Origin of the sequence: Chryseobacterium sp. GVT01B, assembly GCF_019970045.1 — a bacterium.
Lineage (GTDB): Bacteria > Bacteroidota > Bacteroidia > Flavobacteriales > Weeksellaceae > Chryseobacterium.
The window spans coordinates 115,024-137,550 of record NZ_JAHXYI010000001.1 but is presented as its reverse complement, the minus strand read 5'-3'; the positions used below and the strand labels follow the sequence as shown (position 1 = coordinate 137,550).

The window sequence follows — 22,527 nt, the reverse complement described above, 5'->3', positions numbered from 1 at the left end:
AACTTTGTATAAAACGAAATGAATTTTATTCATTTTAAAACACATTAAATGCTAGAACTTGTACTATCGGCGATCATATTAGGATTCATGCTGAGCCTGGTTTTTATAGGACCTATATTTTTCCTGTTAATTGAAACCAGCTTTTCCAGAGGCCCCAGACATGCCTTGTCATTGGATCTTGGAGTTATTACTGCAGATTTATTATGTATTGTAGCAGCATATTATGCCAGTACAGATATTGTAGCTTTAATTGATAAGCATCCCGGTTTCTACAGGATCACTTCCATTCTTATTTTTGTTTATGGAATTGTGATGCTGGTGACCAAGACCAAGATGCATTTGCCCGGCGAAGAAAAGATCATTGGCCAAAATTATATTAAAACATTTTTCAATGGCTTTTTCTTTAATCTTTTAAATGTAGGAGTTATTCTTTTCTGGCTGGTAACGGTAATTTCTGTGAGAAATCAATATCCGGACACCAGCAGTTTTATTTTATACATAGGGATCGTACTGGGTACTTACCTTTCAATAGATCTTGCCAAAATATTTCTTGCCAAGCAATTTCACGATAAATTAACACAAAAACTGGCCAACCAAATCAGAAGAGTTGTTGGCTGTATTCTTATTATCTTCAGTTTCTTTATCTTCCTGCAGAGTTTCAAAAAGTTCAATCAGTTTGAAAGACAGCTGGAGGAAGCAGAAAAGAAAGAAGTAAAATATCAAAAAACAGAATGAAAAAAATAATCTTTCCAAAGTCCCTTAAAAAAGGTGACAAAATAGCTGTTATTTCCCCTGCAGGAGCAGTAGATGCCTCTCAAATGGAAAAGGGAATAGAAATGATTAAAAGCAGAGGTTTTGAGCCCGTTCTCGGGGAACATCTCTACACAAGATTTTCAAACGGATATAATTATGCCGGAACAGAACAGGAAAGAATAAAAGATATCAACTGGGCTTTAAATGATACAGAGATCCGAGCGGTATGGGCTTCCAGAGGAGGCTACGGATGCCAACACCTGATTCAGCATCTGAAAATGAAAGGTTTTACAGAAAATCCTAAATGGTACATCGGGTATTCTGATAACACGGTTATACAAAGCTATCTATTGAAAAAAGGATTCGTATCCATTCACGGGCAGACCATCAAAACATCAAGTTTCGGAGTTACTGATGAAAGCTATGATCTGATCTTTGATATTTTAAAAGGGAAAACGCCAAAATACAGTCTTGAATCAAATCAGTTCAATAAAGAAGGGAATATTGAAGGAGAATTAATCGGAGGGAATTTAGCCCTTATCTATGCTCTTTTAGGGACCAGATATTCTTTTGATTTTAAAGATAAAATCCTGTTTATTGAAGATATCGGAGAAAACTTCTATGCACTGGACCGTATGATCATGAGTCTTGAGCTGGCAGGAGTTTTCAGTAAAATCAAAGGACTTATCATCGGTGGTATGACCAATATGGGAGACGAAAAGGAAAATAAAAGCTATGAAGAAAGCTTTGATGAATTTGCCTATAAACTGATCTCGGAACGAATTTCAAAATATAAATTCCCTGTAGTATTTGGTTTCCCGAATGGACATATTAAAGATAACCGTCCGCTTTTAATTGGTGGGCAAGTTAAAATGAAGGTTGGAACTAAAGTAAAGATCGAATTTTAAAAAAACAACTACTCTCCTATCTTCAAACTCTTAAATACAAAATATGGCTGATCATAACGATTTAGGAAAAATAGCAGAAGATATAGCAGCCGATTACCTTCAAAAGAACGGTTGTAAAATCCTTATCAGAAACTTTCGTTTTAAACACAACGAAATTGATATCATTGCTGAAAAAGATAATCTGATTATTATCGTGGAAGTGAAAGCAAAGTCTACTGATGCTTTTATGCTGCCTCAGGAAGCTGTAACCAAAACAAAAATAAAATCAATTGTTTCTGCTGCTAATCATTATCTCGAAGAATTTAATAAAGATAAAGAAGTCAGATTTGATATTATCTCCGTTCTTCCTGATGAAAGCAGAAACTTAAAAGTTGATCACATAGCCGATGCTTTTCAGGCGTTGGATGCCAATTAATAAATCAATAACAATGTATGAAGGAACAATTATATTCTTAATAAAGTATTCCATTCATATCGTTAATAAATAATTTTATGAAGACAATATTAATCACCGGAGCAACTTCCGGAATAGGCAAAGCCACTGCAGAGCTTCTTGCAAAACAGGGAAACAGAATTATTATCTGCGGAAGAAGAAGTGATGTTTTGGAAACTGTAAAAACAGAGCTTTCTCAGTATACCGAAATATTTAGTTTATTATTTGATGTAAGGAATCTTGAAGAAGTGGAAACCGCTATTAACTCGCTTCCTGAGAATTGGAAAGATATTGATGTTCTGATCAATAATGCAGGAAATGCCCATGGGCTGGATCCTCTTTCGGCTGGTAAGACGGACGACTGGGATTCTATGATTGATGGGAACGTAAAGGGACTGCTCTATGTTTCTAAAATGATCATTCCTATTATGAAAACTAAAAATTTAGGTCATGTAGTAAACATCAGTTCTGTAGCAGCAAGACAGACTTATGCCAATGGAGTAGTGTACTGTGCAACGAAGAAAGCAGTAGACGTTATTTCAGAAGGAATGAGACTGGAGCTTACCGAATTCGGAATCAAAGTAACCAATATTCAGCCGGGAGCTGTAGAAACCGATTTCTCTTTGGTAAGGTTCAAAGGTGACAGCGAGAAAGCTTCAACGGTATATGCAGGCTATGAAGCCCTGAAAGCAGAGGATATTGCCGATGCCATTGCTTACTGTGTGAATGCTCCGAAACACGTAATGGTTTCAGATATGACCATCTACCCAAGTGCTCAGGCAGAACCGAGAACGATTTATAGAAAATAGTCAAAATAATGGACTAAATTTGCAGAATATTAAAAGCAATTTTGCTGTTTAGCTTAAAACAAAAAAATGAAAATTCTATATCTGGAAACATCATCCAAAAACTGTTCGGTAGCGGTATCAGACAATGAAAAACTACTGTGCGTGTGTGAAGAAGTTTCTGAAAACTATAAACAATCTGAAAGCCTTCATACCTATGTGGAATGGGCATTGGAAGGAGCAGGGATTGCTCTTAAAGATATTGAAGCCGTTTCTTTGGGGAAAGGTCCCGGATCTTACACAGGATTAAGGATTGGTGCAGCCTCTGCAAAAGGATTCTGCTATGGTCTTAAAGTTCCCTTGATTGCTGTAAATTCTCTTGAAAGTATGATAGAGCCTTTTTTAGGCGATAACTATGACTTTATAGTACCTTTGATTGATGCAAGGAGAATGGAGGTGTATACAGCCGTTTATGACGGTAGTACAGGGAAAGAATTATCTGAGACCGAAGCCAAGATTTTGGATGAAACTTCTTTTGAAGAATTCAAAGATAAAAAAGTATTGTTTGTAGGAGATGGTGCCAAGAAGGCAAAAGAGATATTGAATCTTCCTGATGCTGTTTTTAACGAGACTGTTTATCCTTCTGCAAAATATCTTATCACAAAGACATTGGAAAAAATAGAAAATAAAGAATTTGAAGATATGGCTTATTTTGAGCCTTTCTATCTGAAAGATTTCCATGGAGTAAAGAAAAAGGGCTCGTAATATTTATTAGATAGAGTAGTAGATAAGAATAAGCAAACTGCATAAAAAAAGCGAAGAGTACATCTTCGCTTTTTTATTTATTGAGGTCTTGGCGGTGCCTTTGAAGCAGGTTTCGTTTCTGCTGGTTTCTTATTTTTTTGCTGTTGCTGGGCAGGATTTCCCTGTTGTGGAGCAGGATCTATATTCAGGGTTTGTGTACTGATATTTTTTCCATTGTTCATTTGCGGAATGCCTGTATTCTGGGCATTAGGCTGTACGGGTGCTCCTCCTGGTTGTTGTGGAACAGCATTTCCTTTATTATCCGTTGCCTGGAAGCTGAGGTCACTTTTCAGATACACCAGCATTTCTTTAGCCCTTATACCTTCAGGAGTTTTAGAATAATTCAGGGCAATCTGTTCAAGCTGCAGAATCATTACTTCCTTTCCGTTGGCTTTTCCAGCATTAAATGCATTAAGCAGGTATAATTTAGGAACCAATGCATCCTTAGGGAATTTTTGAAGCGTCTGATCGATCACTTCCTTACTTTCTGCAAATTTTTCAGATTCATATAAGGCATAAGCTTTTTTATATTCATTTTCAACTTCTTCCGTTGATTTTACGAACGATTTGTTTTTAGGGTTTCTGGCAAATTCAGCATAAGAAGTGTAAGGATAATCCGTCAATAGAATTTGTTTTGCTTTTTCAGAAGCCTGTGGGTTTTTCTCATAGTTCATGGCAAAAATCTCATACAATGCCTGTAGCATTACCTTTTCTTCCGGTTTTACATCTACAAGATCATACAGCGTTTTTGTCGCCAGGGGAGTGTTGGTAAAATAGTTCTGATACATGATTCCCAGACCTAAAGAAGCGGTATCCCTGTCTTTTTTCAATTGGGATAATTTACCCTGATCTGTAGGGATCTGTTCAATATAATAAGAAGGTTCAAAACGTCTTGGATTAGGTGCTGAAGTAACTCCCAACGCTTCATTCTTCATATCTTCAATAGAAGCCATTTTCTTTGAAAAACGCCAGTTATCGGCAAGAGCACGATCTCCCCAAACTTGTTTAAAGGTAGAGGTTCCTTTGCTTACAGTTCCTGTATTTCCAAAGTAAAATCCTTTGGTAGTCACTCCGAAATCCTCAAAAGCATTAGAACTATTGGCAAAAATAGAATTAGCGCTGTAGTCTCCGGTATCAAATCCTTTGCTTCTTTCTGCACGTTTTCTTTCCAGTTCTTCTTTTTCTTCTTTAATCTTTAATTTGGCTATATATTTTGTGAAGTAGTCTGTTTTCTGACCGTCGTTCATCTTTGCCAATGAAAGAATACTGTCATTCTTTTTAATCAGATAGTAATTTTTGGAAATCTTTTTAATGTATTCAGACTGATCTTTTAATAAAATCTTTGACGGCTCATAAGTCATTACTGCAAGCGCAGAATCATAATAGCTTCCGGCTCCGATATAATCATTTTTCTCCAAGTAGCTTTTTCCTATCTCATAATAAGCCAATCCACGGATCTGAGGGTCAGAAACCTTTTCAAACAGTGATTTTCTGAAGAATTGCTGAGCTTCATCTTTTTTGCCTGCTTTATTGGCCATTAAACCTAAAGCATAATAAAATTCATTTTTTCTGGAACCGTAAGTCCCTTTTTTACTGATTCCTTCCAGATAGTTTTTGGCTCCTGCATAGTCACCTTTACCATTAAAAGTTTTGGCAATGGCAATTTGTGATTTTACTTCAAATTCAAAATCATTGGCATATTTATAGGCTGCGGTATAGCTTTCTCTTGCTTTATCATTCTGGTTCAGATTTTCTAAAACCTGGCCTCTCAGATAAGCAATTCTACTCTTTAGTTTTCTGTTGCTGTTTAGTTCAAAAGCATCATCAAGCTCTTTGGCTGCGTCTTCCTTTTTACCTGCATCCAGCAGAGATTCAGAGTAGTAAATGCTCAGCAGTTTTGCATAGCTCTTATTGATATCTTCTCCTTTCAGTTTAGCAAAAGTCTCGTGAGCTCTGTGATAATCTTTGATTTGATTATAAGCAAGTCCCTGATAAATTCTTGCCAGTGCAATCCTTTTATCATCTTTCATGTGAGTAAACACATAATTCAGAGCATCCAGCGCTTCCAGGGATTTTCCTCTATAAATTCTCGCCTGGGCAAGAATCATATAAGCATCAAAAATCTGCTTGTTTTTTTCTTCACCGTTTCTGGTTACAGAATATTTATTAATCGCTTTTAAAGCTTTTGCTTCTGCAATTTCTAGAGTAGTAGCTCCTTTACCTTGTTCACCGTCAGGTCTTGCAGGAGCATTTCCCTGAGGTCCTCCCGGTATATTGGGAACTCCTGAATTTCCTCTTCCTGAAGGTCTGTTGGCTACTTCAGCCATTTTCATGGAGTTTTCGGCAAATGCTTCTGACTGTCCGAGATCACTTCCCAAAGGCTGTTCTTCATAGGTAAGAATGGGAATATAAGGTGCATAAAAATTGTCCTTATGCCCTTTATCTCTGGTTGTAAATTCACTGTTTAATGCATCTTTCGCATTAAAAAGCGTGTTGTAATATGTGGAAAATCCTTTCAATAGTTTTGATCGCTGCTCCGGCTTTTTTGTTTTGGTAGCACAGGAAGCAACAAGACATATCACTAAAAGGAACAATATATTCTTTTTCATTATTCAATATAACTCGCTAATCTGCTTTTTATTATCAGCGGTTTGCTGATTTTGTAAAAATAATAAAATTTTATAATGAATAATATTTATATTTCTTTCGGAAACATTTTATTTCTTCTTTAATCGATATTGAGAACCTTAATAATTTTTAAATCAGAGAGGTTTCTTTCAATATTTTGTAGACAAGATGGGTAGGAAGTCCCATTATCGTATAAAAGCTTCCTGTAAGACTTGTGATCTTTGCCATTCCCAGCCATTCCTGAATACCATAGCTTCCCGCTTTATCGAAAGGCTTATAGTTTTGAACGTAATAATTTATTTCTTCATTGGAGAGGCTATCAAGAGTGACATCAGCAACATCCGTTTCTGTAATGGATTTATCTGCAGTTTTGATGGTAATTCCCGTATAAACCTGATGAGTTTTTCCGGAAAGGCTCTGAAGCATTTTATACGCGTCAGCTTCATCCTTAGGCTTTCCAAGAATCTGATTATCAATAGCCACAACAGTATCAGCAGTCAGCAGAACTTCATCTCCTTCCAGACGTCTGAAAGCATCTGCTTTTAAATCAGACAGATAAGCTGCAGCTTCTTCTATTTTTATATGTTCCGGAAGAATTTCTTCACAATCTATTTTTACGACTTCAAATTCAAAACCCAGGCTTGAAAGAAGCTCTTTTCTTCTTGGTGATTGAGATGCTAAAAGTAATTTCATACCGTATTATACAGATTGAGTGTTATCATCATGCCAGTTTCCCTGAACTTTCATTACCTGTTCAATCACATCGCGTACTGCTCCGGTTCCGCCTTTTTTAGGGGAAATATAATCAGAGATTCCTTTTACCTCAGGAACTGCATTTTCAGGACATGCCGCAATAGCTGAACTTTCCATAATATGAATATCCGGAAGATCATCACCCATAGTCAGGATTTCTTCATTTTTAAGATTGTGTTTCTTCTTAAAATCTTCAAAATCCTCTATTTTGTTGTGGGATTTCGGATAGTAATCCTGTATACCCAGATAATTGATTCTATGTTTTACCATTTCATCATTTCCCCCGGTAATCACTCCGATCAGATAATTATTTTTTAATGCTTTCACTACTGCATATCCGTCCAGAACATTCATTACCCTGCACATATTTCCTCCGGGAAGCAGATAAACACTTCCGTCTGTGAAAACTCCGTCAACATCAAATACAAATGCTTTAATATCTTTTAATTTCTCTTTATAACTCATACATTTTCTGAATAGAATGATTCATTGTTTTATAAATTTCAAGACTTTCGTCTTTTAATAACTGTTCATGCAGCTGTAAAATTCTTACATCATTTCTCACTGCCGGGCCGGTCTGCGCCTGTTTAGGTTCAATTTCATAAATTTTCTGAACCGTTTCATCAATCAATGGTAAGAAATAATCAAACGGAATATCCTGAGAATCCGAAATTTCTTTAGCCCTGGAAAAAAGATGATTCACAAAATTGCAGGCGAAAACAGCTGTCAAATGAATATATTTTCTTTTTTCGTGGCTGCTTTCCATTACTTTCTCTGAAACCTGTGAAGCAAGGTCAAGCAATATTTTCTGGTCTTCTTCATTTTCAGCTTCTACAAAAAACGGAATTTTTTCATATTCCAGTTCTTTTGATTTTGAAAAGGTCTGTAAAGGGTAGAAGCTGGCTTTCCTGTATTCACCAGACAAAACTTCTTTTGGAAGCGATCCTGAAGTATGGGCAACCAAAGAATCTTTTTTGGTAATGATCTTTGAAACTTCCTCTACAGAATGATCACTTACACAGATGATATAAAGATCTGCCTCCTCCAGATGATCTGTAGAATAAGGAATGTTTAATTCTTCTGAAATTTTACTTAATTCTTTTTCGTTCCTGCCAAAAATCTGGGCCAGGGGAATGCTTTTCAAAGTAAAAGCTTTTGCCATATGATAGGCTACATTTCCGGAACCGATAATTACAATTTGCATATAACAAATATAAGATTTTAAGCTGAGCCGGGAAAGGAACAAGGGCTCAGAAATCCTGTACTTCAATATAGGCACGTTTATTGCGTAAGTGTCTCATATTATTTTAAATATTTAATTGAAAATTGAAGATTTAATTTAACTTTCAGTTATTTTTGTAATCCAAAACAATGTAAGGCATCTTATGAAGATTAAGGACGCGGAGATTATTTCGTTGATGCAGAATCCACGGACCCAGGATAAAGGAGTCCGGGCCTTGATGGATGCCTATCAAAGCAGATTGTACTGGCACATAAGAAGAATTATTGTGGACGGAGATCTTGCACAGGATACTTTGCAGGAAACTTTTATAAAAGCTTATCAAAATTTTCATCAGTTCAAAAATGATAGCCAGTTATATACCTGGTTGTACAGAATTGCAACCAATGAAGCATTGCAGCAGGTGAACAAAATGAAGAAAATGCAGAAAACTGATGAAGATCCGGAGTATCATATGCAGAATCTTGTAGCTGACAATACGGAAGGAGATGCCGAAGAAATACAGATTTTACTGCAGAGCGCTATACAAAGCCTGCCTGAAAAGCAGAAACTGGTATTTATGATGCGGTATTATGATGATTTACCCTACGAAGAAATATCAAAAATTGTAGATATGTCAGTAGGAACTTTGAAAACGAATTATCATTATGCCAAACAAAAAATAGAAGATTATATTAAAGAAAATTACGAAAGATAATTTTTGATCCCAACAAAGATGAAAGAGTTCGACATAGAAAAATTAGAGCGTAAGAACATTTACACAGTTCCTGATAATATGTTTGAAAATATTCAGGAGAACGTTATGAATGATATAAAGACAAGTAAAAAAGCACCTGTCTTTAAGCTGAACTGGATGTATGCTGCAGCGGCATCACTGGCTTTGATCTTTGGTGCAACTTATGTTTTCAATTCGGATAATGATTCTACTCAGAAAGGATTGAATTCTGAAACAACATATACTGCCAGTACCAAAGAGCCAAAAACAGAAGGTGAACTTGCTTACGAAACTTTAAAATCTGATTTAACTTCTGTTGAAAATAATAATCAAACAGTTGAAAATCAAAAGAGTAATGATGCTTATGCTTATAAAAGTGTAAACGAAACTGAAAAAACAATTGATACACCCAAACCGGTGAAAGCCGTGAAGAAAAAAGAAGAAACACGAATGAATGAATATCTGGATTCGTTTTCTAACTCTGAAATTGCAGAGTTAGCAAGTAATTCGACTCAGGACGTTTATTTGGATATTTATAATTAAAAGAAAATGAAAAAGATATTATTGACGTTTTTGATTATTTATGGCTTTGGATTAAATGCCCAAAGAACTGATTACGACTGGAAAAAGATGGATCCTAAGCAGAGGAAAGAAGTCATCAATAATCTTTCTCCGGAAGAGAGAAAAGACTTGCTGAAGAAATTCAGGAACAATATGATTATGGATAATCTGAATGTCGATCCGGGTGATAAAGCCGAATTTACACAATTGTATAACGAATATCTGGATAGCCAGAAGCAAATAAAAAGTCAGTTTAATTCAAGCTTTGATCCTGAAACCCTAACGGATGAAGAAGCAAAAGCTAAATTACAGCAAAGCTTTGAAGTAGGACAAAAACTGTTGGATAACAGAAAAAAATATGCAGATAAAATGCAGCAGGTAATTCCCTGCCAGAAAGTTCTGAAGCTGTTCCAATCTGAGAAAATGATGAAGGATAAGATGGATGAAAGAAACCCTCACGGACATAATAATGCTTCGGGACCTAAACAGAACCCATAATAGTTTATTTTTTTAATGTTGGACGGCTCTTACAGATCTTTCTGTGAGAGCCGTTTAATTATTTATCAAAATTTTTAATTTTGTTGAAAAACAAATATGAAAAAAAGACTCTTATTTTTCCTGTTCCCTATCTTTATTTCTGCTCAAAAATATCAATTTATAGAGCTCAGAAAGAGCATAAAAGATAAAAATCATACTGCCGAATCTCTTACATTACTTGACAGAAGAGAGGATAAATTCATTGGAATTGTATCTCATAGAAAAGACCCCTATGAAGTAAAATTTGAAAAGGATGATCTGAAAAAATTATTTTCAGACTGGTTTATAGAATATAATAAAGAGCGTGGAAGTAATCAATATTTCTTTATGCTGGAGCATTTAAAAGTTGAAGATATATCAACAGAAAGATCAATTAAGGGGCATTTGGAGATGCGGATAGCAACTTTTCTTAAAAAAAATAATCAATATTATTTTCTTAAAAAAAATAGAATTTCAAAAGATTATCAACAGAAAGATCACGCTTATATTACAAGAGCAATAGCTGCCAGTATATCAGCAGAATTTTCTAATATAATAAAGGATTCTTACGATATAAAAGAATTGAATATTCCAATTTCTGAGACAGATATGGAAAATTATGAAAAGGTAATATCTGAAAAATTGCCAATTTTTAGTTCAGAGTCTTTTACAGATGGTGTTTATAAAGATTATGAATCATTTGCGATGCAAAAGCCGGATAAGGAGCTTATGGTAAGAAAGAATAAAGATGGTGTAATTAAAGGAGTGAAAAGAGTTGATGATTATGATAATTTAAATAGAGAAGTTTTTGCAGTTGTTGATAATGGACTTGCCTATAAAAAAACACCCACAAGTCTCATTGAAATTGAAAAAGACAATAATGGTTTCTTTATAATGGCATCCGAAGAGGAGTTATTTCCACAGAATAATACAATGACCATTGCAGGAGCAGCGTCTTTTGGTATAATAGGCGGTATAATAGGTGCTGTAATAGATGTTGCTTCTTCAAAAGCCCGCAAACAGAATGCAAAGTATTATAGAGTTGGAATTGATGCACTCACAGGGGAGTATATTTTACCAGAAAATTTTGGTAGATCAAAGTAAAAATAATTCCGTTTTTTGGATTTTTATACAATTTTTCTGTTCAAATTTTCATTGATAAAATAAGTGGGCGAAAGAGTTTTAATTTAATATTTTTAAGTTGAATGATAAGTTAATTTATGCTTATAAATTATGTGTGATAAATTCACTTTCATTTTCTTATCTTTGCAAATTACAAGATTCTTAAATGAAAAACATACGAAATTTTTGCATAATCGCTCATATCGACCACGGTAAAAGTACCTTGGCAGACCGTCTATTGGAGTACACGAATACGGTTACCCAAAGAGAACTTCAGTCTCAGACGCTTGATGATATGGATTTGGAGAAAGAACGTGGGATTACGATCAAGTCACACGCCATCCAGATGGATTATGAGTATAAAGGAGAAAAATATATTCTAAACCTTATTGATACACCGGGACACGTTGACTTTTCTTATGAAGTATCCCGTTCTATTGCTGCCTGTGAAGGTGCTCTTCTTATCGTAGATGCTGCACAGAGTATTCAGGCACAAACCATCAGTAACCTTTATTTAGCATTGGAAAATGATTTAACAATTATTCCTATTCTGAATAAAATTGACCTTCCGTCTGCAAATCCTGAAGAAGTAACCGATGAAATTATGAATCTTATCGGATGTGAATATGAAGATGTATTAAGAGTTTCTGGGAAAACAGGAGAAGGCGTTCATCATCTTCTGGAGCAGATCGTAGAAAGAATTCCTGCACCGGTAGGAAATCCTGACGGACCACTTCAAGCTTTGATTTTTGACTCGGTATACAACCCGTTCAGAGGAATTGAAGCCTATTTCAAAGTAGTAAACGGAAGCATTTCTAAAAACGAGAAGATTAAATTTTTTGCAACCGGAAAAGAATATGGAGCTGATGAGGTAGGTACACTAAAACTGAAGCAGGTTCCAAAGAAAACAATTCAATGTGGAGACGTAGGATATCTGGTTTCCGGGATTAAAGATGCCCGTGAAGTAAAAGTAGGTGATACCATCACTTCTTTTGAAAAACCTGCTGATGGTCCGATTGATGGATTTGAGGAAGTAAAACCAATGGTATTTGCCGGTATTTATCCGATTGATTCTGAGGATTTTGAAGAACTGAGGTTCTCCCTTGAAAAATTAAGACTGAACGATGCTTCTCTGGTTTTTGAGCCGGAAAGTTCTGCCGCTCTTGGTTTTGGTTTCCGTTGCGGATTCTTAGGAATGCTTCACATGGAAATTGTTCAGGAACGTCTTGACAGAGAGTTCAATATGAACGTGATCACTACAGTACCGAACGTATCTTATTTTGGATATACTAAAAAAGAACCTGAAGTTCCGATTCTGATCAACAACCCATCAGAAATGATGGACCCTTCAACGATGGATAGAGTAGAAGAACCTTTCATCAAGGCTTCAATCATTACAAAATCTGATTTCGTTGGAGCCGTAATGACTTTATGTATTGAAAAAAGAGGTGAGATCGTTAACCAAAGTTATCTGACATCAGAAAGAGTTGAATTGATTTTCAATATGCCACTTGCTGAGGTTGTTTTCGACTTCTATGACAGATTAAAATCAATCTCAAAAGGATATGCTTCATTCGACTATCACCCGATCGGATTCAGAGCTTCCAAGCTTGTAAAAATGGATATCCTGATCAATGGTGATATGGTAGATGCATTGTCTTCATTGATTCACGATTCTAATGCTTATTACATTGGTAAAAGAATGTGTGAAAAGCTTCGTGAGCTGATTCCGAGACAACAGTTTGATATTGCTGTTCAGGCGGCATTAGGGACTAAAGTAATCGCAAGAGAAACTATTAAGGCCTTAAGAAAAGATGTTACCGCAAAATGTTATGGTGGGGATATCTCCAGAAAGCGTAAGCTATTGGAAAAACAGAAAGAAGGTAAGAAGAAAATGAAGCAGATTGGTAGAGTAGAAGTACCGCAATCAGCTTTCATGGCTGTATTAAAGCTAAATGACTAATTCATTATAAATAAAAACCGCTTCAGATGAAGCGGTTTTTTTATTTCTTGATTTATTTTTTACGGGTATACTTTATTTCCATTGTTTTGTATTCTTTTCCGGTTTTGGAATCAGGGCCGTACATTTCCAGCTTTTGATTGTTATCATCTACAAATGTGAAAACTTCTCTGAAATCACAATCCTTTCCAGGTCTTGAAGGATCCGTCATTTTTCCCTTAAATTCAACTGATTTTGTGGAAGCATTCCAGTCTCCTTCGCTATGCATGATTCCGGTTCCCATATTGTCTATCCATGTACTGACAAATTTTTTCTTTGCGTTGTCGTATCCTACAATGCTCATCCCTTCAAAAGGCATTCCCATAAAATTCCCTTTGTGGTTTGTAATCTGATAACGCCCGCCATACATCATTTTATTAGTAGCCTCGGATTTACTTACCATAGGTTTTCCTCCATTTTCCATCCACATGGTAGTTTCTCCGTTCCAGTTCCCATCAGATTTTGCCAGCATTTTCTGCATTTCCCCGGGAGTGGCATATTCCGTCCAGTTTTTCATAGCTGTTGCAGAATCTACAGGTTTCCATTCAGAGTTTGCTGCAGTAGAATCTGTTTTGTCAGAACCATTGGCCGCTGTTTTTTTTTCTTTCTCACATGCTGTTAATAAAAAAGCAATGGTGAGAATTGTTAATACATTTTTCATAATAATTTAGTTTTAAGATGGTTAGAATAATATCTTAAAGATAGGAACTTTTATTATAACCGAAATTATTTTTTAATTTGAGCATAAATCGTAACTTTGTGTATTCGTAACGCAAATTAATTTATGGAGTCTCCAAAAAAATTACAGGATATAAAAGTGGCTGTAGATGCCGTTATTTTCGGATATTTTGATAAAAAAGATCTTCAAATCCTTCTGATTAAAAGAAACATTGAACCTTTTAAAGGCGGCTGGGCACTGCCCGGAGGACTTGTTCTTGATGATGAAAGTGTAGATGACGCAGTAAAAAGGGAACTCTATGAAGAAGCAGGCATAAAGCCTGATTTTCTGGAACAACTCTATACCTTTGGTAATCTGGGTCGTGATCCGAGAAATAGGGTCGTTTCTATAGCTTATCTGGGCCTTGTGAATCCATCATATCATGAACTGTTTGCAGACTCTGATGCGGAAGATGCACAATGGTTTAGTATTAATAAACTTCCTTCAGTGGCATTTGACCACAAAACAATCATTGAGACTGCGTTAAAAAGACTTCGTACCAAAATTCAATACCAGCCGATCGGCTTCAATCTTCTCAATGAAGAATTTCCCTTTTCAGACCTTGAAAACCTGTATAAAACGATTGTTGGACAGGAAATCGACAGAAGGAATTTCCGTAAGAAAATCATGAGCTACGGACTTCTGAATGAAACCAATAATGTTAAAAAAGAAGGCAGCGGAAGACCCGGAAAGCTTTTTACTTTCAATAAAGAAAAGTATAAAGAGCTTGAAGAGCAGGGTTTTTATTTTGAAATTAAATAGATTTCTAAACACAAACTTCACAAATGTTTTGCACAAATATCCACTAGTATTTATGACATTTTTGAAACCACAGTATAAAATATCAATTGAAAACATTCGATAGGAACGGGCTTTAGCCCGTTTTTTTTATGATCAATTCCATTGGTTTTAACCTAAACATCTTAAAGATCTGTGCCAATCGTGATAAAAATTAGTGTTATTCGTGTTTTATGAGATTAAATTTTCTCTCTGTAAATCAATTAATTACATATATTAGCGTAAAATTAACACAAATAAATTTGGTGCAAAGACTGATAATATTTTAAATTTGTGTAGAAATAACGCAATCATGAAATACACCATACAAAATATTACAGAACGTTTTCAGAAGAAAGAAAGGATAAAGTTTCTCTTTTTCTGGGGACATACGGCAAAGGACGTTGTAACCAAATCATGCTTCAGTCAATGGTTTCCTGGAAAATTTGAAGAAAACGGGATCATATATAAAACAGCAGAACATTATATGATGGCAGGAAAAGCAAGATTATTTAATGATCCTGAAACGGAAGAAGAAATCTTAAAGGCAGCTACTCCCAACCAGGCAAAAGCTTTAGGACGTAAAGTAAAAAACTTTGATCCGAAACTTTGGGATGAACATAAATACGGAATTGTAACCCAAGGAAACCTTTTGAAATTCTCTCAAAATCAGAAATTTAAAGAATTTCTTTTGTCAACCGGAGATAAAACTTTGGTAGAAGCAAGTCCGTATGACAGAATCTGGGGTATCGGAATGCTGGAAACGGATAGCAGAGCAGAAAATCCTTTGCTCTGGAACGGAGAGAATCTCTTAGGATTTGCTTTGATGGAAGTCAGAGATCAATTAAGAAAGTAAAAACAACATCAACACAAAATAGAAATCATGGAAAAAACAGAACTGCATCCACAGATATTTCTGATTGAAGATTTTCTGACCGAAACAGAATGCGATCACTATATAAATCTCTCACAGGAAAAAGTTTTTGAAGAAGCAAAAATTAATGTATTTGGACGCCAGCAGATGAATAAAGGAGTCAGAAATAATGACCGGCTGATGATCTTTGATGAAACAATGGCTGAAGATCTGTTTAAAAAAGCATCCGAATTTCTACCTCAGGAACACGATGGATATCAGATTCTTAACTTTAATGAAATGCTAAGGATTTATAAATATACTCCAGGTCAGCAATTCAAAATGCACAGGGATGGAAGTTATATCCGAAATGAAAGAGAGAAAAGCTTTTACACTTTTATGATCTACCTGAATGATGATTTTGAAGGTGGTGAAACAGAATTTGAAAACCTGTTTACAGTAGCTCCAAAGAAAGGGACAGCCCTTATTTTTCATCACCCTTTGAGACATGAAGGAAAGACTTTGATCAGTGGACAGAAGTATGTTTTAAGAACGGATATCATGTATTCCAGAGATTAACCATTCTTAAAAAAGAAAGGCATTACTATGTCTTGTTTAATTAGCGTAATATCAACACAAATAAAATATTGATCATGGAAGATGAATTAAAACCCAGATTTATCGAATCATTACAAAGAAATAATGATCAGATCAGAGAGGATAGAGCAAAGATCATCGGAGCAGATTCCGAATTGATTTACAGACGCAGAGTTGAAGATATCGAATTAAAAATCAAAAGACTCGAGCGCGAACAAGAAGGGTTTATTGATATCAGTCCTTTGGACAGAAACAGTCTGACATTTGCGGATTTCAATCCCGAAGCATTCGTTCAGAAAGACATGGAATTATCATTAACAATCAGAAATCTGAATATTCAGCTTGAAGTAACCCAAAAGAGATTTGAATATTTATTTGGAAAAACACTATAGTCATGGGAAGTACAAGATATGATTTAGACGCTCGTTATGACAGAGCAAGAAAAGCAGGTTACGGAACAAAATCCGCGGGAGAAATTTTCACCCAGAATTCGAAAAGAATGGCCCACGAATCCATGAATCCTCACGGAATTTCTTTCAGAGAATCCAGAGATTCGGAAGTTCATCCTAACTCAGTTCCCATTATTTTAGGACTTGATGTTACAGGAAGTATGGGACATATTCCCCATGAACTGATCAGAGATGGATTGCCTAAACTGATGGGAGGAATTATTCAGGGAGGAGTTCCTGATCCGGCTTTGCTTTTCCTTGGAATCGGAGATCATGAATGTGATGGTTACCCGCTTCAGGTAGGACAGTTTGAGTCCGGAGATGCAGAACTGGATATGTGGCTTACCCGCACCTATATTGAATCCGGAGGAGGAGGAAATGCTGGAGAAAGCTATCTGTTAGCATGGTATTTTGCAGCGTTCCATACCAGAACAGATGCCTTTGAAAAAAGAAAACAAAAAGGATTGCTGTTTACCGTGGGAGATGAGCCTTGTTTAAAGATACTTCCTGCTTCCGCAATCAGAGAAATTATGGGAAAAGGACAGCAAACCTATACTCATATCGAGTTGCTCGAAGAAGTAAAAAAGAAGTATGAAGTATACCACATCAGCGTTTTACATTCAGACCAGGCACTGAGAGCAGACAGAGGATGGAGAGAATTATTAGGACAAAATTGTATCTCCATAGAAGATCACAGAGAAATTCCGAATGTTATTAAAGGAATCATCTGCGATAGATTTAAAAACTCAACCTTTGGAACAACAGGAACGGAAGGTTTGGATCAATTTAAAATGCTTTAAATCAGAGTAATTGCCATCAGGAAAATTAGAAGCACAAATAATATTGGCAAAAGCTTTCAAAAAATAAAAAGGACATGAAAAAGGCGCAAATAGTAATAGGACTTGGTTTTGGTGATGAAGGGAAAGGGATCACTACAGATTTTCTGGCTTCTCAAAATCCGGAGGCGGTGGTAATCCGGTTTTCAGGAGGTCAGCAGGCTGCTCATACAGTGATGATTGATGATAGAAAGCATGTCCATTCAAGCTTTGCAAGCGGTTCTCTTCGTGGATTACCTTCTTATTTTACAGAACATTGCACTGTTCATCCGGTTTTTCTACTTAATGAGAGAGAAGAATTAAAAACAAAGAACGGAAATATTGAACTGCATATTCATCCACTGGCAAAGGTTACTACTCCTTTTGACGTTTGGCAGAACAGAACGAATGCAAGAAACCTGGAACACGGAACCTGTGGAAAAGGAATAGGAGCAACCATGAAAAGATACGAAAGCCCTTATAAATTGTTTGCCATAGATCTGATTGCGCCGAGAGAAATGCTGATGGAAAAGCTAAAAGGTATCGCTTATTATTACGGTTTTGTAGATAAAAAAGAAGTTGATGAACTTTTACATCCTTTTTTAGAAGCTGTTGACAGCATTGATTGGAAAATAAATGATTATATCTGGCTTGCTTCATTCAATCATCTTATTTTTGAAGGGAGCCAGGGTATTTTACTCGATATGGATCATGGTGTTTTTCCCAATGTGACCTATGCTCATACCACTTCAAAAAATGCCTGGGAAATCTGTAAGCTTTTAAAAATTGAAGATATTGAGATGTATTATGTCACCAGAAGCTATTCAACCCGCCACGGAAACGGCTGGATGAGCAATGAAAAAGAAATGAACCTCAGAAATAATGAAGAAGAAACCTGTACATTTAACGAATACCAAAAGGAGCTGAGAACAGGAGAAATAGATTATAACCTTTTGAATTATGCCTTAAAATTAGATGCAGCATATATATTTCCGACTAAAAAGAATCTTGTTGTTACCTGCCTGGATCAGATTGATGAAAAATTTAAGGTAGAAAACCTTGATGTTGAGTTTAATGCGGTCTACGGATCTTATTCTCCTTATTCAAAAGATTTTAAGCAGATTTTTTAGATCTTGAAGATACAAGTATTAATTTTATACGGATCAAAACCAGAATATTGATAATGAATAAAAGTGAATAACCATGAAAACGATACAATATTTAAAAGGAGATGCTACAGCTCCACAGGCAAAAGGAATAAAAATTATCGCTCATATCTGTAATGATATTGGAGGATGGGGAAAAGGTTTTGTACTGGCCGTTTCCAGAAGATGGGAAGCTCCGGAAAAAGAATACAGAAACTGGCACCGCTTTAGAAGTAAAAACAATTTTGCGTTAGGAGAAATTCAATTGGTTCAGGTTGAAAAATATATTTATATAGCCAATATAATCGGGCAAAAAGGAATAAAAACCGGAAGTAACGGATTTCCGGTTCGATATGATGCCATTGAAAAAGCCCTGACAAAACTTTCCAATGATGCTTTGCTGCTGAATGCAAGCGTCCATATGCCACGAATTGGATGCGGCTTGGCAGGAGGGAAATGGGAAGAAATAGAACCTATTATTGAAAGAACACTGCTTGAAAAGAATGTGGAGGTGTATGTATATGACTTTGAATAAATTAATACTTAAAAAAATTAGAATTACAGTATAATAAAATAAACACGATGAAAACAACAACATTATACAGACCGGTAGGAGAAAAAGAAATGATATTGATTATAGAAAGCGGATTTAAAAAATTTCCTCCAAGACTGGAATGGCAGCCTATTTTTTACCCTGTTCTCAATGAAGAATATGCTTCTGAGATTGCTGAAAAATGGAATACCAGAGACGAAGCCGGAAATTATCTTGGTTTTGTAACCCGGTTTGAGGTGTTGGAAGAAGTAGCGGATCAATATCCTGCACAAAATGTTGGAGCTAGGAACCACAATGAATTATGGGTCCCTTCCGAAGAGCTGAATAGTTTTAATGAGGCGATTGTAGGAGATATCAAGGTAACCAAAGTATTTATAGGAGATGATTTTAAGAAAGCCGGAAATACTGAGTTGGAAGGCTTGATGTTAAACATAAAAAAAACTAACAATGACCAATAAAGGAATGGCAAAAGATACTTTAGATATCCTCGTCAAAAAATATTATATCAACGAACATAACGAGAAAATAAATATAGAAAACGAGCTGGAAATCAGTAAAAAAGAAACGGCTCTTTTCACTCCGGAACAGCTTTCAGAAATGGTAGAATCCTCATTGCCGGAAACTCCTTTTGAAACACAGTTTGAAACAAAGAACTGCAGTACTTTAAAAGCAATTTTAGAATTGGCTGAAGAAGAAAACCAGGAAAAACTCATGTGTCTGAACTTCGCTTCGGCAAAAAATCCCGGAGGAGGCTTTATCAACGGTGCGGAAGCACAGGAGGAAAGCCTGGCTAGAACTTCCGGATTGTATGAAAGTCTGCTTCAGGCCTGGGATTATTACACGACTCACCGTGCAATGGAATCCTGTTTTTATACAGACACGATGATTTACAGCCCGAAAGTTCCGGTTTTCAGGAAAGATAAAGGAGAATTGCTGCCAAAACCGGTTCTGTGTAATTTCATCACCTCTCCGGCAGTCAATGCAGGAGTGGTAAAACGTCAGGAACCGGAAAGAGAAAATGAAATTCTGTCTGCCATGGATGTCAGAATGGATAAAATGCTTTCGTTGGCTTTACATGAAGGAAATGAGGTGTTAATCCTGGGTGCATGGGGCTGTGGAGTGTTTAGAAATGATCCAAAAGAAATTGCGGGATTATTTAAAAAACATCTTCATGGGAAGTATAAAAATAAATTTAAAAAAGTGGTTTTTGCAGTTATGACGAAAAAAGAAGAAGTGCTGAAGCCATTTGAAGAAATTCTATGAAAATTGAATTAATAAAAGGCGATATCACAAAGATACAAGCTGATGCAATTGTCAACGCCGCCAATTCTTCCTTATTGGGTGGAGGTGGAGTTGACGGAGCCATTCATAGAGCAGGAGGCCCAATGATATTAGAAGAATGCAGAAAGATTAGAAACAGACAGGGCAAATGTAATACTGGTGAAGCTGTAGTAACAAGTGCAGGAAATCTTTCTGCAAAATATGTTATTCATACCGTAGGTCCGGTTTGGAATGGTCATGCAGAAAAAGAATCAAAACTTCTGGCAGACTGTTATCATAATTCGTTGAAATTAGCAGAAAGTCTTGGTGTGAAAACCATTGCTTTTCCTAATATCAGTACAGGAATATATAGATTTCCAAAAGATCTGGCAGGAAAAATCGCTGTAGATGAGGTAAGAAATTTTAAGTCAGATATTATTGAGAAAGTTATTTTTGTTTGCTTTGATGATGAAAATGAAATGATTTACAAAAAACTATTAGATTAAACCAATGAAAAAACTAACCATATTAAGCGGCGCAGGAATCAGTGCCGAAAGCGGAATAAAAACTTTCAGAGACGGAGACGGTCTTTGGGAAAATCATAATGTAACGGATGTGGCAAGTCCGGAAGGATGGAGAAAAGACAGAGCTCTGGTTCTTGAATTTTACAACCAGAGAAGACGCCAGCTGCATGAAGTACAACCCAACGAAGCGCATCACTTACTGGCAGAGCTGGAAAAACATTTCGATGTTCAGATTATTACCCAGAATATTGATGACCTACACGAAAGAGCTGGATCTACCAATATCGTTCATGTTCACGGAGAACTGTTCAAATCATGCTCATGTAACAATAAAAACCTGATTTATGACCAAAAAGAGGACATCAATATCGGTGATAAAGCAGAAGATGGAGCTCAATTAAGACCTTTTATCGTTTGGTTTGGAGAAGATGTTCCTTTATATCAAACGGCAAGAGAAATTGTGAAAGAATCCGATATCTTGCTGGTAATCGGAACTTCTTTGCAGGTGTATCCTGCAGCTGGATTGATTCATGATATTAAAGATGACTGTCTTTTAATCGTTATCAATCCTAATGAAACAGGATTTGGATACGGACAGAGAGCTGTTGTTATTAAAGAAACAGCAACCCAGGGAATGAAATTATTGTTCGATAAACTGGTAAACCTTGCCTGATGAAAAATAAAGTAAAATCAGGAATCATGGGCGTTTGCATCGGTGACGCTCTTGGTGTTCCTGTAGAGTTTAAAAGAAGAGAAGATTTAAAACGTTTTCCGGTAACAAAAATGCTGGAATACATGTCCTGGAATCAACCCAAAGGAACCTGGAGTGATGACAGCTCTCTGACACTCTGTCTTGCTGACGAACTTACTAAAGGGTATGACTTGGAAAAGATCGGGCAAAGCTTTGTAAAATGGAATAAATATGGTCACTGGACTGCCCATGGAAGACTTTTCGATATTGGTGGAACAACAAGGCATGCTTTAGCGAGATTAATTAAAGGTGAAAGGGCGAGATTTTCAGGAAATATTTTTGAAGAAGACAACGGAAATGGTTCTCTGATGAGGATTCTTCCTCTTGCTTTTTATCTTGAAAATGAAAATGATATTCAAAAGCTTTATCTTACAGTAAAAGAAGTCTCAGCAATCACACATGGTCATTTCCGGTCTGTTTTTGCGTGTTTCATCTATGTGCTTTTTGCGATCGAATTATTAAAAGGTAAAGACAAAACAGAAGCATATGCCTATACACAAAAATCGGCATTGAAATATGCTGATGAACAAGGTTTTAACCCAAAAGAAATTGAGCTTTTTAATTGGATTTTAAAAAATGATATTTCCGGATATCCTGAAGAGGAAATCAAAAGTGGAGGCTATGTCCTTCACAGCCTGGAAGCTTCTCTATGGTGTTTTCTCAATTCGGGAAGCTATTCTGAAGCAGTTTTGAAAGCAGTCAACCTCGGAGAAGATACAGATACCACAGGAGCCATCACCGGAGGAATTGCCGGAATTTATTATGGATTTGAAAATATTCCTGAGGAATGGATTGCTGAGCTGGTGAGAAAGGATGATATTGAAGCACTGTGTGAGAAATTACACCAAAAATTAATGAATTAAAACAC

The 22,527-nt window shown here is 36.1% G+C and carries 27 protein-coding genes; 22 read left to right on the top strand and 5 right to left on the bottom strand.

Annotated features, from left to right (window positions below):
* Positions 1-48: 48 nt before the first annotated feature.
* The 5 genes from LC457_RS00640 to tsaB all read left to right on the top strand — a co-directional run bounded on the left by LC457_RS00640 (position 49) and on the right by tsaB (position 3,644).
* A complete protein-coding gene (locus tag LC457_RS00640) occupies positions 49-735 on the top strand; it encodes a LysE family translocator (protein ID WP_047422033.1) in 687 nt (228 codons plus the stop codon).
* Positions 732-1,661, top strand: coding sequence for an LD-carboxypeptidase (locus LC457_RS00635; RefSeq protein ID WP_223598174.1), 930 nt, complete (start codon positions 732-734; stop codon positions 1,659-1,661). Before LC457_RS00640 ends, LC457_RS00635 begins: the two co-directional genes overlap by 4 nt.
* Positions 1,662-1,704: 43 nt before the next feature.
* Complete coding sequence (locus tag LC457_RS00630) at positions 1,705-2,076, top strand: YraN family protein (RefSeq protein WP_223598173.1); 372 nt, start codon at positions 1,705-1,707, stop codon at positions 2,074-2,076.
* Positions 2,077-2,153: 77 nt separating this feature from the next.
* Positions 2,154-2,903 (top strand): SDR family NAD(P)-dependent oxidoreductase, encoded by a 750-nt coding sequence (locus LC457_RS00625; protein ID WP_223598172.1) that lies wholly within the window; start codon positions 2,154-2,156, stop codon positions 2,901-2,903.
* Between the two features lie 66 nt (positions 2,904-2,969).
* A complete protein-coding gene (gene tsaB / locus LC457_RS00620) occupies positions 2,970-3,644 on the top strand; it encodes a tRNA (adenosine(37)-N6)-threonylcarbamoyltransferase complex dimerization subunit type 1 TsaB (protein WP_223598171.1) in 675 nt (224 codons plus the stop codon).
* 77 nt (positions 3,645-3,721) lie between these two features.
* On the opposite strand, the gene LC457_RS00615 is transcribed toward tsaB, so the two are convergent.
* From LC457_RS00615 to LC457_RS00600, 4 genes are all read right to left on the bottom strand, one after another.
* Positions 3,722-6,292: a lipopolysaccharide assembly protein LapB gene (locus tag LC457_RS00615; protein WP_223598170.1), complete on the bottom strand. Its 2,571-nt coding sequence runs from the start codon at positions 6,290-6,292 to the stop codon at positions 3,722-3,724.
* Between the two features lie 148 nt (positions 6,293-6,440).
* Positions 6,441-7,004, bottom strand: coding sequence for a nucleoside triphosphate pyrophosphatase (locus LC457_RS00610; RefSeq protein ID WP_223598169.1), 564 nt, complete (start codon positions 7,002-7,004; stop codon positions 6,441-6,443).
* 6 nt (positions 7,005-7,010) lie between these two features.
* Positions 7,011-7,529, bottom strand: a complete 519-nt coding sequence (locus LC457_RS00605; protein WP_149389103.1) for an HAD family hydrolase — start codon at positions 7,527-7,529, stop codon at positions 7,011-7,013.
* On the bottom strand, positions 7,519-8,268 hold the full coding sequence (locus tag LC457_RS00600) for a Rossmann-like and DUF2520 domain-containing protein (RefSeq protein WP_223598168.1): 750 nt from the start codon (positions 8,266-8,268) through the stop codon (positions 7,519-7,521). Before LC457_RS00600 ends, LC457_RS00605 begins: the two co-directional genes overlap by 11 nt.
* 181 nt (positions 8,269-8,449) lie before the next feature.
* On the opposite strand from LC457_RS00600, the gene LC457_RS00595 reads away from it, so the two are divergent.
* From LC457_RS00595 to lepA, 5 genes are all read left to right on the top strand, one after another.
* Positions 8,450-9,001, top strand: a complete 552-nt coding sequence (locus tag LC457_RS00595; protein ID WP_047377935.1) for an RNA polymerase sigma factor — start codon at positions 8,450-8,452, stop codon at positions 8,999-9,001.
* Between the two features lie 18 nt (positions 9,002-9,019).
* Positions 9,020-9,562 carry a hypothetical protein gene (locus LC457_RS00590; protein ID WP_223598167.1) on the top strand — a complete coding sequence of 181 codons (543 nt, stop codon included), beginning with the start codon at positions 9,020-9,022 and terminating at the stop codon, positions 9,560-9,562.
* A gap of 6 nt (positions 9,563-9,568) precedes the next feature.
* Complete coding sequence (locus LC457_RS00585) at positions 9,569-10,078, top strand: hypothetical protein (RefSeq protein ID WP_223598166.1); 510 nt, start codon at positions 9,569-9,571, stop codon at positions 10,076-10,078.
* Positions 10,079-10,174: 96 nt separating this feature from the next.
* Entirely contained in the window at positions 10,175-11,200 is a 1,026-nt protein-coding gene (locus tag LC457_RS00580) for a hypothetical protein (protein WP_223598165.1), read from the top strand.
* A gap of 184 nt (positions 11,201-11,384) precedes the next feature.
* Positions 11,385-13,181: a translation elongation factor 4 gene (lepA, locus tag LC457_RS00575; RefSeq protein ID WP_047422022.1), complete on the top strand. Its 1,797-nt coding sequence runs from the start codon at positions 11,385-11,387 to the stop codon at positions 13,179-13,181.
* Between the two features lie 52 nt (positions 13,182-13,233).
* Here the strand turns inward: lepA and LC457_RS00570 are convergent, their stop codons facing one another.
* A complete protein-coding gene (locus LC457_RS00570; RefSeq protein ID WP_223598164.1) occupies positions 13,234-13,878 on the bottom strand; it encodes a DUF1579 domain-containing protein in 645 nt (214 codons plus the stop codon).
* A 123-nt stretch (positions 13,879-14,001) separates the two neighbouring features.
* Here LC457_RS00570 and LC457_RS00565 point away from each other — a divergent pair, with 123 nt between their 5' ends.
* From LC457_RS00565 to LC457_RS00510, 12 genes are all read left to right on the top strand, one after another.
* Positions 14,002-14,697 carry an NUDIX domain-containing protein gene (locus LC457_RS00565; protein WP_047380037.1) on the top strand — a complete coding sequence of 232 codons (696 nt, stop codon included), beginning with the start codon at positions 14,002-14,004 and terminating at the stop codon, positions 14,695-14,697.
* A 328-nt stretch (positions 14,698-15,025) separates the two neighbouring features.
* Entirely contained in the window at positions 15,026-15,568 is a 543-nt protein-coding gene (locus tag LC457_RS00560; RefSeq protein ID WP_223598163.1) for an NADAR family protein, read from the top strand.
* A 27-nt stretch (positions 15,569-15,595) separates the two neighbouring features.
* Positions 15,596-16,144, top strand: a complete 549-nt coding sequence (locus tag LC457_RS00555) for a 2OG-Fe(II) oxygenase (protein WP_223598162.1) — start codon at positions 15,596-15,598, stop codon at positions 16,142-16,144.
* A gap of 74 nt (positions 16,145-16,218) precedes the next feature.
* Positions 16,219-16,554 (top strand): hypothetical protein, encoded by a 336-nt coding sequence (locus LC457_RS00550; RefSeq protein ID WP_223598161.1) that lies wholly within the window; start codon positions 16,219-16,221, stop codon positions 16,552-16,554.
* A 2-nt stretch (positions 16,555-16,556) separates the two neighbouring features.
* Complete coding sequence (locus tag LC457_RS00545) at positions 16,557-17,411, top strand: hypothetical protein (RefSeq protein WP_223598160.1); 855 nt, start codon at positions 16,557-16,559, stop codon at positions 17,409-17,411.
* A 74-nt stretch (positions 17,412-17,485) separates the two neighbouring features.
* Positions 17,486-18,556 (top strand): adenylosuccinate synthetase, encoded by a 1,071-nt coding sequence (locus tag LC457_RS00540; RefSeq protein WP_223598159.1) that lies wholly within the window; start codon positions 17,486-17,488, stop codon positions 18,554-18,556.
* A gap of 73 nt (positions 18,557-18,629) precedes the next feature.
* Positions 18,630-19,106 carry a macro domain-containing protein gene (locus LC457_RS00535; RefSeq protein ID WP_223598158.1) on the top strand — a complete coding sequence of 159 codons (477 nt, stop codon included), beginning with the start codon at positions 18,630-18,632 and terminating at the stop codon, positions 19,104-19,106.
* 47 nt (positions 19,107-19,153) lie between these two features.
* On the top strand, positions 19,154-19,582 hold the full coding sequence (locus LC457_RS00530; RefSeq protein WP_223598157.1) for an ADP-ribosylation/crystallin J1: 429 nt from the start codon (positions 19,154-19,156) through the stop codon (positions 19,580-19,582).
* Positions 19,572-20,387 carry a TIGR02452 family protein gene (locus LC457_RS00525; protein WP_223598156.1) on the top strand — a complete coding sequence of 272 codons (816 nt, stop codon included), beginning with the start codon at positions 19,572-19,574 and terminating at the stop codon, positions 20,385-20,387. Before LC457_RS00530 ends, LC457_RS00525 begins: the two co-directional genes overlap by 11 nt.
* Positions 20,384-20,890, top strand: a complete 507-nt coding sequence (locus LC457_RS00520) for an O-acetyl-ADP-ribose deacetylase (RefSeq protein WP_223598155.1) — start codon at positions 20,384-20,386, stop codon at positions 20,888-20,890. The genes LC457_RS00525 and LC457_RS00520 overlap by 4 nt, the downstream gene beginning before the upstream one ends.
* Positions 20,891-20,894: 4 nt before the next feature.
* On the top strand, positions 20,895-21,581 hold the full coding sequence (locus LC457_RS00515; protein ID WP_223598154.1) for an NAD-dependent deacylase: 687 nt from the start codon (positions 20,895-20,897) through the stop codon (positions 21,579-21,581).
* Positions 21,581-22,522: an ADP-ribosylglycohydrolase family protein gene (locus LC457_RS00510; protein ID WP_223598153.1), complete on the top strand. Its 942-nt coding sequence runs from the start codon at positions 21,581-21,583 to the stop codon at positions 22,520-22,522. The genes LC457_RS00515 and LC457_RS00510 overlap by 1 nt, the downstream gene beginning before the upstream one ends.
* Positions 22,523-22,527 lie beyond the last annotated feature (5 nt).